Origin of the sequence: Saccharopolyspora sp. ID03-671 (assembly GCF_045278815.1) — a bacterium.
Lineage (GTDB): Bacteria > Actinomycetota > Actinomycetes > Mycobacteriales > Pseudonocardiaceae > Saccharopolyspora > Saccharopolyspora ipomoeae.
Map to the genome: position 1 here is coordinate 1,173,787 of NZ_CP134054.1, position 12,101 is coordinate 1,185,887.

The following is a 12,101-nucleotide window of genomic DNA, read 5'->3' on the forward strand; positions in this document are numbered from 1 at the left end:
CGTGTTCGGCACCACGGTGGTCATCGCCACGCACGAGCGCCGCGAGGAGCTACTGCGCACCCTCGACCACATGACCGCGCTGCCCGACGCGGCGCCGATCATCGTGGTCGACAACGCCTCCCGCGACGGCACGGCCGAGGCCGTGCGGCGGCACTTCCCGGACGTCGAGCTGCTGGTGCAGGACCGCAACCTCGGTGCCTGCGCTCGGAACGTCGCCGTGGAGCGGGTCCGCACGCAGCACGTGACCTTCTGCGACGACGACACCCGCTGGCAACCGGGGTCGCTGGGGCGGGCCACCGAACTGCTCGACCGCCACCCGGACGTCGGTGCCGTGATGGGACGCTGCCTGGTAGAACCGCACCTGGCCGAGGACCCGCTCACTCCGGAGCTGCGCACCTCGCCGGTGCCCGCACCGCACTGGCTCCCCGGGCCGGCGCTGCTGAGCGTGATGGCCGGGCTGACCACGTTCCGCGTGAGCGCCTTCCGCGAGGCGGGCGGGTTCTCCGAGCGGTTGTGGCTGGGCGGCGAGGAGGAGCTGCTGGCGCTGGACCTGGCGGCCCGGGACTGGTGGTTGTGCTGGGACCCGGACGTGCTGATCCACCACGCGCCCTCCGGGGCGCGCGACGCGCGGCGGCGCAGGCGGCTCGGCATCCGCAACACGCTGCTGACCGCGTGGCTGCGACGACCGGCGGGCAGCGCCCTGCGCCGCAGCGCCCAGGTGCTGGCTTCGGCGCCGAAGGACCGGTGCACGGCCGCCGCGGCGCTGGAGGCGCTGCGCCGGTGGCGGTGGGTGCTGCGGGAGCGCCGGGTCGTGCCCGCCGAGGTCGAGCGCGGCCTGCGGCTGCTGGAGGAGCCGCAGCGCCGCTCCCCCGCGCGCCGCTACGTGGGCTGAGCCGTGCGCTTCCGCGCAACCCGACGTCGTCCGCCGGTGATCCGCTTCCCGGGCCGCGTCCACCGCGGTCCCCGCTCCGGGCGCACCGCGGCCTTGCCCGGTACCGGCGGGTGCGCCGGCTGCGGCGGTGCGGGGTGCACCCCGGCCAGCCGCGCCCAGCGCTGCTCGGCGGGCATCGCGCGGCGCTGCGGTGAGCGGGCGAACAGAAGCCAGGCCGCAGCCGTGGCCACCACCGTGACGGCACCGGCGATCTCCAGCGCCGGGCCGGGGCCGGCGAACTCCGACAGCCAGCCCAGCAGCGGGCCGCCGATGGCGCCGGAGGCGGCGGTCACGATGCCCTTGGCGGCCAGGACCCGACCGCGCATGTCCTCGTCGGTGTCGAGCTGGATGCGGGTGCTGGTCGCGGTGTCGAGCACGACCGCGCCGATGGCGATCGGCACCAGCAGCGCCGCGAAGCTCCACAGGGCGGGTGTGGCGCCGCTGAAGAACTGCAGGACGCTGGTGCCCAGCGCGGTCCACAGCACCAGCCGCAGCGTCAGGTTCTTGCAGGCGGCGGCGACGAACCCGCCGAGGACCGTGCCGACGGAGAAGATCACCGACAGCACGCCGTAGCCCTCGGGTCCGGCCGCGAGCGGTCCGCTGCTCATCGCCGCCATCGTGACCTGGTAGTTGCGGCCGAGGCAGGACAGCACGAAGCCGAGCAGGAACATCAGCACCAGCGGTCGGTGACCGAGCACGTACCGGATGCCCGCCTTGACCCCGGTCCGTTCCGCGGTGCTCCTGGCCAGGTGGAACATCCCCTCCGGGCGCACCTTGGCGATCGCCGCCAGCACCGCGCCGAAGCTCACCGCGTTGATCGCGAACAGCAGCGGGACCCCGGTGACGGCCACCATCGCCCCGGCCAGCCCCATCCCGAGGATGCGTCCGCCCGAGCTCAGGATCGAGCCCAGGCCGAGGGCGTTGCTCAGGTCTTCGCGCGGCACCAGCTGCGAGCCGAACCGGCCGAGCGCGGGGCCGTCGAAGACGGTCACCACACCGCCGAGCAGCGCGAGCGCGTAGACGGCGGCCAGCGGCCCGTCGGCCCACGCCAACCCGGCCAGCACCAGCGCGAGCAGGCCGTGCAGGGACTGGGTGGTCAGCAGCACGCGCTTGGTCGGCCACTTGTCGGCGACGGATCCGGCCACCGAGCCGAGCAGCACGCCGGGCAGCAGCTGGAAGAGCAGGGAGAGCCCGAGCAGGCCGGGTGAGCCGGTCTTGACGAGCACGAACCAGTTCAGCGCGAGGTTCTGCATCCAGGCGCCGGTGACGGAGATGAAATCGGCGACGGCCCAGCGGCGGTAGTTGGGATGTCGGAACGCGCGGAACATCGGCGCCACGGCTGAGCGCACGCGGAATTCCTTCCGGGTGGAGTCACGGGGCGATCTCCGCGCCTGGGGGAACTGCGCGGAAACCGTCACGACGGTGCCACCGGATTCGCCGAGATCGACACGTTTTGTGCCCGGGCTCTCAGGAATTGCGGCGCGATTCCCCGCGATTCCCACGGAATGCAGAACGACTGACCACGAACGGTCAGCGACCGGCCTTCGGCGCGGCCCTCGCGGCGGATTCCGCCCCGAGCGGGTTTGGCCGGTTCCGCTGCTGCCAATCCTCCGGGTGCGAGCGGAAAACATCCGTGACGAGGAGGATTCCATGGCCGGCGAACCCGACAGCCCGGTGAAGGACAAGAACTACAACCTCATCACCGTGTTGCAGTTGTCCTTGCACCACGCGTGGATGCTGGACCAGTACGTCAAGGATGCCGAGTCGCAAGGCGATGACGAGCTCGCCAAGTGGCTGCACCGGATTCAGGACAACAACCTGAAGGCCGGTGAACAAGGCAAGGAAATGCTGCTTAAGCGCCTGCAATACGAGAACGGCTGAGAGGAATCACGACCATGAACGGTGACCGGATCCGCCAACTGACCAAGCGGGTGCGCGACGGGATCGCGGAGCACAACCCGGCGAAGCCGAAGAACGAGGCTTCGGCGAAGAGCGAGCAGGGGCGACCCCGCCGTTCGGGCCGGGCGAACTCGCTGCTCGACACGGGCCCGCGCGTCCCTCCGCAGACCGGTCCGCAGAAGAAGCGCTGATCGTGGCGCCCCGCAGGACGGGGCGCCACGCCTTCCCGGTGGGGGCCCGATGCGGGTGCTGGTGACCGGCTGGGCGAGCTTCCTGCACGGCGAAGCCACCGCCGGCGATGTCGCGAGCCTGCAGCGGGTGGCCGCGCGGCTCGCCTCCGACGGGATCGACCACGACATCGTCCTCAGCCCCGGATTCGCGCCCGGGGCAACCCACTTCGACGACGCGGACCCGGCGGACTACACGCACGTGCTCTTCTGCTGCGGTCCCGCGCACGGTTGGCAGCTGGAGGAGCTGCACCGCCGCTACTCGAGGTGCACGCGGATCGCCGTCGGTGTCTCGGTCGTCGATCCCAGGTCCCGCGCGGCCACGGGCTTCCACCGGTTGTTGCCCCGGGACGGCCCGGGATCGCACGCCTCGGCGGACCTCGCCACGGGCTTCGAACACCGCCAGGTGCCGGTCGTGGGCGTGGTGCTGGCCCCGGAACAACCCGAGTACGGCGAGCACTCCCGCCACGACGTCGTGCACGCGACCGTGCGCCGCTGGCTGGCCGGCCTGGACGCCGCGCGGGTCCCGCTGGACACCCGGCTGGCCGACGGCGAGTGGCACCTGTGCTCCACGCCCGAGGGGTTCGCCTCGCTCATCGCCCGCACCGACGTGGTGGTCACCACCCGCCTGCACGGTCTCGTGCTCGCGCTCACCGAAGGGGTGCCCGCACTGGCCGCTGATCCGATCTCCGGCGGCGGCAAGGTCACCGCGCAAGCGCGCGCGCAGGGCTGGCCCGCCGTGATCGGCCCCGACGACCTCTCCGAGGCGGAACTGGACCGTTGGTGGGAGTGGTGCCGTTCGGACGGCGGTGCCCGCCGGGCCGCGGCTATCCGCGGCTCGGCGGGCACCGGGTCCGCCCTGCTGGACGCGCTGGCGCGCGAGCTGCACGCCGCAGCGCTGGATCAGTGACGTCCGGGCAGGAAGTCCTGCGCCTTGGCCTTCACGCCTTCCTTGACCACCGACCACGCCTCCGGGTCCCCCTTGAGCATCGCCGCGGCCATCGACTCCACCTGGCTCCAATCGGCCTGCGGCGGGATGGGCGGCACCGACGGGTCGGTCACGAACTCGATCAGGCACGGCTGCCTGCTCGCCAGCGCGTCCCGCCACGCGTCGGCGATGTTGCTCGGGTCCTCGACCCGGATACCGCGGAAACCCGTGCTGCGCGCGAAACCCGCGTAGTCGAAGTCCGGAAGCCGTTGCGAGGGCGTGAACTGCGGCGCACCGCCCATCGCCCGCAGCTCCCAGGTCACCTGGTTGAGATCGCGGTTGTTGAGCACCCCGACGACCAGGCGCGGATCCGACCACTCCTGCCAGCACTGGCCGATCGTGATCAGCTCGTTAATGCCGTTCATCTGCATGGCGCCGTCCCCGACCAGCGCGATCACCGGACGGTCCGGGTGCGCGAACTTCGCGCCCGTGGCGTACGGAACACCGGGCCCCATCGTCGCCAGGGTGCCCGACAGCGAGCACCGTACGTCCCCGCGCACGCGCAGGTGGCGGGCGTACCAGTTGGCGGCCGAACCGGAGTCGGCGGTGATGATGGCGTCCTCGGGCAGCTGCGGGGACAGCTCGTGGAACACCCGTTCCGGGTTGACCGGGTCGGCCTCGACCCCGGCGCGGCGCTCCATCAGCTCCCACCAGTCGCGCACGCCGCGCTCGACCTTCTCCCGCCACGCGCGCTCGGTCTTGCGCCGCAGGCGCGGCAGCAGGGCCTGCAAGGTGGCCTTGGCGTCGCCGAGCAGGTTCACCTCGAACGGGTAGCGCATGCCGATCATCATCGGGTCGATGTCGATCTGGACGGCTCGGGCCTGCTCGAACTCCGGGAGGTACTGGCTGTAGGGGAAGCTCGCGCCGATCATCAGCAACGTGTCGCAGTCGCGCATCAGCTCCCACGAGGGCCTGGTGCCCAGCAGCCCGGAGGCCCCGGTCACCCACGGCAGGTCGTCGGGCAGGACGTCCTTGCCCAGCAACGCCTTCGCCACACCGGCGCCGAGCACGTCGGCCGCGGTGGTGACCTCCTGCGCGGCCCGGCGGGCGCCCTGGCCGACCATGATCGCCACGCGTTCCCCGGAGTTGAGCACCTCGGCGGCGCGGTCCAGGTCGGGTTCGGCCGGGATCGTCACCGCCTCGGAGATGCCCACGCTGGAGGGCACCATCTTGAAGTCGTGCGTCGGCGGCGAGTACTCCTGCTCCTGCACATCGCCCGGGATGATGAGCGCGGCGACGGTCCGCCGCGCGTGCGCGGTGCGCATCGCGCGGTCCAGGGCGTTGGGCAGCTGCTGGGGTGCGGAGACGACCTGCACGTACTCGGCCACGTCCTTGTACAGCGAGGAGAGGTCGACCTCCTGCTGGTAGGAGCCGCCGAGCGAGGTGCTGGCCTGCTGCCCGACGATCGCCACCACGGGAACGTGGTCGAGCTTGGCGTCGTAGAGCCCGTTGAGGAGGTGGATCGCACCGGGACCACCGGTGGCCGCGCAGACGCCGACCTCGCCGGAGAACTTCGCGTAGCCCACGGCTTCGAACGCGGCCAGCTCCTCGTGCCGCGCCTGGATGAAGCGCGGGTCGTCGTCGGCGCGCTCCCACGCCGCGAGGATGCCGTTGATGCCGTCGCCCGGGTAGGCGAAGACGTGCTCCACTCCCCAGGTGCGCAGACGTCGCAGCAGGTAGTCGGCCACGGTTTCGGCCATGCCGCACACTCCGATCATCCTGTTGGGTGCCGTTCTCCGGTGATCTACCCGGTTCGGCGCTCGTTCAACCGCCTCAGCCCGGGTGCGTCTCGCCACCGACCGGGGCCAGCACCTCGCCGGTGTAGTAGCTGGACAAGCGATCGGAGGCGAAGAACACGTAGGACGGAGCGATCTCGTCCGGGTGCGCCATGCGCTGCATCGGCGTCTGCTCGCCGAACCCCTCCACCTTGTCCTCGGTGAGCGTCGCCGGGATCAGCGGTGTCCACACCGGCCCGGGCGCGACGCAGTTGACCCTGATCCCCTTGTCCGTCAGCGCTTGCGCGAACGACTTGGTGAGCACGTGCACGGCTCCCTTGCTGGCGGAGTAGTCCATCAGCGACTTGTTGCCGCGGAGGCCGTTGACCGACCCGGTGTTGATGATCGCGCCGCCTTCCGGCAGGTGCCGCATCGCGGCCTTGCACAGCCAGAACACCGCGTGGACGTTGACCTCGAAGGTCCGGGTGAACTGCTCGGTGCTGATCGCCTCGATCTCGTCCTGCGGCGCCTGGGTCCCGGCGTGGTTGACCAGCACGTCGAGGCCGCCGAGACGCGCGGCGGCGTCCTCGACGAGGCTGGTGCAGTAGTGCTCGTCGGCGACGTCACCGCGGAACAGGTAGCAGTGCCTGCCCTGCGTGCGCACCAGCTCGGCGGTGCGCTCGGCGTCGGCGTCCTCGCTCGGGTCCAGGTAGGCGACGGCGACGTCGGCCCCCTCCTTGGCGAAGGCGATGCTCACCGCGCGACCGATGCCGGAGTCGCCGCCGACCACCAGGGCGCGCTTGCCCGCGAGGTGGCCCGCTCCGGCGTACTCGCGCATCTCGTCGCGCGGCCAGGGCTCCATCGGCTCGGTCGTGCCGGGCGGTTGCTGCTGCTGCGCCGGTGCGCTCCGGGGCGGTTGGTCCATGACGTCCTCCACATCGACATGTCGCCGTCATCAGGCCGGATACCCACTCGGCGGGTGGCCTCACACCACTCGTCGGTGCGTCAGGCCAGTTCCGGGTGTCCGAAGAACGTGGCGAAGCCGCTGGGCAGCTGGCTGAGCACGTGGTTGAGCTCGCCGCCGTCGATGCTCTCGGTGACCGTGGTGAGCACGGCGCTGACGTCCCAGCGCGCCGTCTCCGTGCTCGCGCCGTCCAAGCGGGCCGCGACGGCACCGGCGAACGCCTCCGGCGACAGGTCCGGCATGGACCGCGCCTCCGCGCGCAGCGCGCCGGCCAGGTCGCCGGGCAGCTGCGCGGCGAGATCCTCGGCTTCGCCCGCGGTGATGCGGGCGCCCAGCACGCCCAGCACGCACCGCGTCACCTGCTCGGCGCGTTCGGCCGACTCGTACTCGCCCAGGCGGCGCACGTTCGCGATGAACTCGTCGTACCGCATGACTCCTCCCGGTCGCGGTCGTGCGTGGTCGCCCTCAGGGTTTCCACCGGCCGTCGGGTGAAAACAGCCGGATTAGGCCAAGACGATCTGGGTATGCGAGGTGGTGTGACTGAGAGGCCGAAGAACGTGTTCCTGCTCGGACCCGACGAGCGCAACCTGGCGCTGATGCGCGAGCTGACCCACCTGGAGCCGTACCGCTTCCACCCGTTGCTGGACAAGGAGAAGCTGATGCACAGCGACACCGGGTTGGACCGGCTGCTGGAGCTCGCCCAGAACCAGCTCGACGACTTCTCCGGTCCGATCGACGCGATCGTCGGGTACTGGGACTTCCCGGTCAGCTCGATGGTGCCGATCCTGGCGACTCAGAACGGGCTGCCCGGACCGAGCCTGGAATCCGTGGTCAAGTGCGAGCACAAGTACTGGAGCAGGCTGGTGCAGCGCGAAGTCACCGACGCGCACCCGGGTTTCGCGATCATCGACCTCGATCAGCCGGAAGCGCCTCCGGGGCTTCGGTTCCCGATGTGGCTCAAGCCGGTCAAGTCCTACTCGTCGACGCTGGCGTTCAAGGTCGACGACGAGGAGCAGCTGCGCGCCGCCGCCACCGAGATCCGCGACGGCATGGGCCGGACCGGTGAGGCCTTCGACTTCCTGCTGTCGATGCTGGAGCTGCCGCCCGCCGTGGCCGAGGCCGGGGGCATGGCCTGCCTGGCCGAGGAGGCGGTGCGGGGCGAGCAGGTCACCGCTGAGGGCTACTGCAGCGGCGGTGAGGCGCACGTGCACGGCATCATCGACTCGCTGTGCTACCCGGAGACGTCCAGCTTCCTGCGGTACCAGTACCCCTCGCGGATCCCCGAGGAGGTCCAGGAGCGGGTCGTGGCCATCAGCCGCGACGTGATGCAGCACATCGGGCTGGACTCCTCGACGTTCAACATCGAGTTCTTCTGGGACGCCGAGACCGACGCGCTCAACGTCCTGGAGATCAACCCCCGGCTGTCCCAATCGCACGCCCCGCTGTTCGAGCTGGTCGACGGCATGCCGAACCACCAAGCCATGGTTCAGCTCGCGGTAGGCGAGGAACCGACCATGCCGCGCCGGGAGGGCGAGCACCGCATCGCCGCCAAGTGGTACCACCGCACGTTCCGCGACGCCCTGGTCAAGAGCACGCCCTCCGCGGAGGACCTCGACCGCGTGCACCAGGAGGTGCCCAGCGCCACGGTCGACGTCGTCGCCGAGGAGGGCAGGCAGCTGTCCGAGCTCCCGGCCCAGGACAGCTACAGCTACGAGCTCTTCGCCGTCTACCTCGGCGCCGACAACGAGTCCGAGCTGCGAGCCCGGTTCGACCGCTGCGTCGAACTACTGCCCTTCGACCTCGACGAGCGCTGAGGGGTCGTTCCCGGTCAGGAGTGGGGTTCGAGGAGGACCTTGATCGCGCCGTCCTCCTTGCGCTGGAAGATGTCGTAGCCGTGCGGGGCGTCCGCCAGCGGCATGCGGTGCGTGGTCAGGTCGCGGACCCCCAGCGGGTCGGATTCCTCGGCGACCAGCGGCATCAGGTCGGGGATCCAGCGCTTGACGTGGGCCTGCCCCATCGCGATCCGCACTCCCTTGTCGAAGAGTGTGAGCATCGGCATCGGGTCGGCCATGCCGCCGTACACGCCGCTGAGCGAGATCGTGCCGCCGCGGCGGACGCAGTCGATGCACTGGTACAGGACCGAGAGCCGGTCGACCCCCGCGGTGGACATCAGCCGCTCCGAGATCGACTCGGGCAGCACGCTCGCGACCTTCTGCCCCAGCTCGGCGACCGGCGAGCCGTGCGCCTCCATGCCGACGGCGTCGATGACCGAATCGGCGCCGCGCCCGTCGGTGAGCTCGCGCACCACGTCGGCGACGTCGTCGTGCTCGCTCGCGTCGATGGTGCGGATCCCGTGCCGCTGCGCCATGTTCAACCGCTCCGGCACGATGTCGACGGCGATGGGCTGGAAGCCGCGGTGCCGGGCGATGCGCGCGGCCATCTGCCCGATCGGGCCGAGCCCGAAGATCACGACGCTGCCACCGCGCGGCACGTCCGCGTACTCGACGGCCTGCCAGGCGGTGGGCAGCACGTCGGAGAGGTACACGAACTGCTCGTCCGGCGGCCCTTCGGGCACCTTGACCGGACCGAAGTGCGCCTGCGGCACCCGCAGGTACTCCGCCTGCCCACCGGGCACGCTGCCGTAGAGCCGGGTGTAGCCGAACAGCGCCGCGCCGCTGCCCTGGTCGCGGACCTGCGTGGTCTCGCACTGGGCGAACAGGCCGCGCTCGCACATCCAGCAGCGTCCGCAGGAGATGTTGAACGGGACCACGACGCGGTCGCCGGGCGCGACGTGCGACACCTCCGGACCGGTCTCCTCGACCACGCCCATCGCCTCGTGCCCGAGCACGTCACCGGTGTCGAGGAACGGCGCCAGCACCTCGTAGAGGTGCAGGTCGGAACCGCAGATACCGCTGCTCGTGACGCGGATGATCGCGTCCGTACCGGATTCCAGTTTCGGGTCGGGCACGTCCTCCACTCGGACGTCCCGCGGACCGTGCCAGGTCAGTGCCCTCACCAGTGCCCTCCTCAGCGGATCGTCGTCACCCGACGGCATTGCCCCGCAGCGGAGGGGTCAAACCTGTCTCGTCTCGCGCTGCTCGCGGCGGCGCCGGGCGCGGCGCTCCCGCTCGCGCTTGCTGAAGGCGGCCCGCCGCACCGCCGACTCGGTCTCCAGGCTCGATCCCAGCGCCCCGGCGATGGTGCCCATCGAACTGGCGAGCCAGGACAGCGCCAGGTAGTCCAGCGGTCCGGCGTGGTGGGCGAGCTGCCCGCTGAGGTACTCCGGGCTGATGACGATTGCCGAACCCAGCGCGGTCACCGCCAGCAGCAACGCGTACGTGCAGATCACGCCGATGATCACCGTCAGCAGCATCGCGGCGTTGTGCACCCGCGTCTTGTGCACGTCGGTGTTGCCGCCGGGACGCTCCCACAGCCCGTTGTGCACGATCAGCCAGCCGACCATCGCGCTCACGGCGAAGAGGTTGACCGCGGTCAGGCGCGTCGCCGTGAGGCTGGCGGCGAGGCTCCAGATGCTGGGGAAGAACACGCCGAACGCCGCCGTTCCCGAAGCGGCCGCGACCGCGCGCGACAGCCCCGGTACCAGCCACCAAGGCCGGTTGTCGCGAACCATGCCGAACAGCAGGCGGATCCTGCCGGGCAAGCCCGGCAGCACCAGGTTCGCGTCGATGGTGCTCTCCCGGGACGGGACCTGGCGGATGCGGACGCCGAACACCCCCCAGGTGCCCGCGTGGTAACCGTCCTCGCGACTGCCCTTGAGCCCCAACGTCTCCCGCGCGAGCAGGCCGACCAGGTGCACCACGACCCGGCGGGCGTAGGGCAGCAACCGGATCCAGCCGATCGCCGGCACGGAGGCCAGCGCCGCCCCGCTGTCGGTGTCGGCATCGGCGACGACCGCGCCCGCCGGCGCCACCCGCGGCAGGTCGGTGAGGCAGATCAGCAGGTCGCAGTGCTCGCTGCGCCCCTTCTCCGCGGCCTTCTCGACGATGTCGATGGTGCCGTCGTCGCTCAGCGGGAGCTCCTCCGAGCTCGTCCGCACGCTCCAGTCGACGTCCTCGGCGACCCGCGCCCGCAGCTCGTCGGGCATCTCCTGCGCGAGCCGTTCGGCGAGCTCGGAGGGCACCCCGGGGTCGGCGACGATGCCGATCGCGATCTGCCTGCGTTCCGCAGAAATCGTCTCACCAGTGGCCACGACCGGGACCTTTCCAGCTCCGGGCGCGGTGAAACCCGGGCGTTTGCGCGTCCGCGTGCGGGGAAGCCCAGGGGGGAGATCTCGCAGAAGCACGGGAGGTGGGGCATGGCTGCGTCCGGAGACGACCGGCGAGTCGCGATCGTCGGTGCGACGGGCAACCTCGGGACCAGCGTCGTGGCGGCGCTGCGCGAGGACCCGGACGTCGAGATCACCGCGCTGTCCCGGAGGGAACCGTCCGCGCTCGGCTCCGGCGTCGACTGGTCGAGCACCGACATCTGCCAGGACGACCTGGTGGGCCGGTTCGCCTCCACCGACACCGTCGTCAACCTGGCCTGGCTGTTCCAGCCCACGCACGACCCGGTGACGACCTGGCGCAACAACGTGCTCGGCTCGATCCGCGTGTTCGAGGCCGCAGCCGCAGCCGGGGTGCGCAAGCTGGTGCACGCCTCGTCGATCGCCGCCTACTCCCCCGGGCGCGGACGTCAGCCGGTCAACGAGTCCTGGCCGACGCACGGCTGGCCGAACGCCGCCTACAGCCGCGAGAAGGTCTACCTGGAGCGGTACCTGGACTCCTTCGAGCGGCGGTCCGACATCGAGGTCGTCCGGATGCGCACGGCGTTCTGCTTCAAACCCGAGTCCGCCGAGGAGCAGCGACGCCTGTTCATCGGGCCGTTCCTGCCCAACCGGCTGGCCCGCCCGGAGCTGCTGCCCGCGTTCCCGCTGCCCGCAGGGCTGCGCTTCCAAGCCGTGCACAGCGACGACGTGGGGCAGGCCTACCGGCTCGCGGTGCGCTCGGATCTCACCGGCGCGTTCAACATCGCCGCCGACCCGGTCATCGAAGCCTCGGAGCTCGCCGAGCTCCTCGACGCCCGACCGATCCCGGTACCGCCGTGGCTGGTTCGCGGCGCGCTGTCGGCCGCGTGGAACCTGCACCTGGTGCCCGCGTCACCGGGATTGTTCGAGACGTTCATGCGGTTGCCGGTCATGGACACCACCAAGGCGCGCACGGAGCTCGGCTGGACCCCGGTGCACGACTCCACCTCGACCGTCGCGGGCTTCCTGCGCGGCCTGCGCTCGGCCACCGGCGACGACACCCCACCGCTGCGCTCGTCGAGCCCGGGCGGCAGGGTGCAGGAGCTGCGCACCGGCGTCGGCCAGCGACCCTGA

12 protein-coding genes are annotated in these 12,101 nt (G+C 71.3%); 6 read left to right on the forward strand and 6 right to left on the reverse strand.

Annotated features, from left to right (window positions below; genetic code table 11):
- Window position 1: 1 nt before the first annotated feature.
- Window positions 2-892 (forward strand): glycosyltransferase family 2 protein, encoded by an 891-nt coding sequence (locus tag REH65_RS05545; RefSeq protein WP_406691550.1) that lies wholly within the window; start codon window positions 2-4, stop codon window positions 890-892.
- On the opposite strand, the gene REH65_RS05550 is transcribed toward REH65_RS05545, so the two are convergent.
- Entirely contained in the window at window positions 880-2,280 is a 1,401-nt protein-coding gene (locus tag REH65_RS05550) for an MFS transporter (protein WP_406691551.1), read from the reverse strand. The genes REH65_RS05545 and REH65_RS05550 overlap by 13 nt on opposite strands.
- Window positions 2,281-2,581: 301 nt before the next feature.
- Here REH65_RS05550 and REH65_RS05555 point away from each other — a divergent pair, with 301 nt between their 5' ends.
- The 3 genes from REH65_RS05555 to REH65_RS05565 are packed head-to-tail and all read left to right on the forward strand — an operon-like array spanning window position 2,582 to window position 3,967.
- Complete coding sequence (locus REH65_RS05555; protein ID WP_406691552.1) at window positions 2,582-2,812, forward strand: hypothetical protein; 231 nt, start codon at window positions 2,582-2,584, stop codon at window positions 2,810-2,812.
- 14 nt (window positions 2,813-2,826) lie between these two features.
- Complete coding sequence (locus REH65_RS05560; RefSeq protein ID WP_406691553.1) at window positions 2,827-3,021, forward strand: hypothetical protein; 195 nt, start codon at window positions 2,827-2,829, stop codon at window positions 3,019-3,021.
- A gap of 49 nt (window positions 3,022-3,070) precedes the next feature.
- The gene (locus REH65_RS05565; RefSeq protein ID WP_406691554.1) at window positions 3,071-3,967 is read left to right on the forward strand and encodes a polysaccharide pyruvyl transferase family protein; all 897 of its coding nucleotides are present in this window, start codon (window positions 3,071-3,073) and stop codon (window positions 3,965-3,967) included.
- On the opposite strand, the gene REH65_RS05570 is transcribed toward REH65_RS05565, so the two are convergent.
- The 3 genes from REH65_RS05570 to REH65_RS05580 all read right to left on the reverse strand — a co-directional run bounded on the left by REH65_RS05570 (window position 3,961) and on the right by REH65_RS05580 (window position 7,155).
- The gene (locus REH65_RS05570) at window positions 3,961-5,745 is read right to left on the reverse strand and encodes a thiamine pyrophosphate-requiring protein (protein WP_406691555.1); all 1,785 of its coding nucleotides are present in this window, start codon (window positions 5,743-5,745) and stop codon (window positions 3,961-3,963) included. The two genes, REH65_RS05565 and REH65_RS05570, sit on opposite strands and share 7 nt — an antisense overlap.
- A gap of 73 nt (window positions 5,746-5,818) precedes the next feature.
- Entirely contained in the window at window positions 5,819-6,685 is an 867-nt protein-coding gene (locus REH65_RS05575; protein WP_406691556.1) for an SDR family oxidoreductase, read from the reverse strand.
- 80 nt (window positions 6,686-6,765) lie between these two features.
- The gene (locus tag REH65_RS05580; RefSeq protein ID WP_406691557.1) at window positions 6,766-7,155 is read right to left on the reverse strand and encodes a DUF2267 domain-containing protein; all 390 of its coding nucleotides are present in this window, start codon (window positions 7,153-7,155) and stop codon (window positions 6,766-6,768) included.
- A 105-nt stretch (window positions 7,156-7,260) separates the two neighbouring features.
- Here REH65_RS05580 and REH65_RS05585 point away from each other — a divergent pair, with 105 nt between their 5' ends.
- Entirely contained in the window at window positions 7,261-8,538 is a 1,278-nt protein-coding gene (locus REH65_RS05585) for an acetyl-CoA carboxylase biotin carboxylase subunit family protein (protein WP_406691558.1), read from the forward strand.
- 14 nt (window positions 8,539-8,552) lie between these two features.
- On the opposite strand, the gene REH65_RS05590 is transcribed toward REH65_RS05585, so the two are convergent.
- Together REH65_RS05590 and REH65_RS05595 are read right to left on the reverse strand one after the other, a co-directional pair.
- Window positions 8,553-9,740, reverse strand: a complete 1,188-nt coding sequence (locus REH65_RS05590) for a zinc-dependent alcohol dehydrogenase (protein WP_406691559.1) — start codon at window positions 9,738-9,740, stop codon at window positions 8,553-8,555.
- A 57-nt stretch (window positions 9,741-9,797) separates the two neighbouring features.
- Window positions 9,798-10,934, reverse strand: a complete 1,137-nt coding sequence (locus tag REH65_RS05595) for a hypothetical protein (protein WP_406691560.1) — start codon at window positions 10,932-10,934, stop codon at window positions 9,798-9,800.
- 105 nt (window positions 10,935-11,039) lie between these two features.
- On the opposite strand from REH65_RS05595, the gene REH65_RS05600 reads away from it, so the two are divergent.
- Window positions 11,040-12,101: an NAD-dependent epimerase/dehydratase family protein gene (locus REH65_RS05600; protein WP_406691561.1), complete on the forward strand. Its 1,062-nt coding sequence runs from the start codon at window positions 11,040-11,042 to the stop codon at window positions 12,099-12,101.

What these genes read in the sequence shown, in the direction of transcription:
- REH65_RS05580 (WP_406691557.1), bottom strand. Translation starts at nt 7,155, where the DNA reads ATGCGGTACGACGAGTTCATCGCGAACGTGCGCCGCCTGGGCGAGTAC.
- REH65_RS05555 (WP_406691552.1), top strand. Translation starts at nt 2,582, where the DNA reads ATGGCCGGCGAACCCGACAGCCCGGTGAAGGACAAGAACTACAACCTC.
- REH65_RS05560 (WP_406691553.1), top strand. Translation starts at nt 2,827, where the DNA reads ATGAACGGTGACCGGATCCGCCAACTGACCAAGCGGGTGCGCGACGGG.
- REH65_RS05565 (WP_406691554.1), top strand. Translation starts at nt 3,071, where the DNA reads ATGCGGGTGCTGGTGACCGGCTGGGCGAGCTTCCTGCACGGCGAAGCC.
- REH65_RS05575 (WP_406691556.1), bottom strand. Translation starts at nt 6,685, where the DNA reads ATGGACCAACCGCCCCGGAGCGCACCGGCGCAGCAGCAGCAACCGCCC.
- REH65_RS05600 (WP_406691561.1), top strand. Translation starts at nt 11,040, where the DNA reads ATGGCTGCGTCCGGAGACGACCGGCGAGTCGCGATCGTCGGTGCGACG.
- REH65_RS05570 (WP_406691555.1), bottom strand. Translation starts at nt 5,745, where the DNA reads ATGGCCGAAACCGTGGCCGACTACCTGCTGCGACGTCTGCGCACCTGG.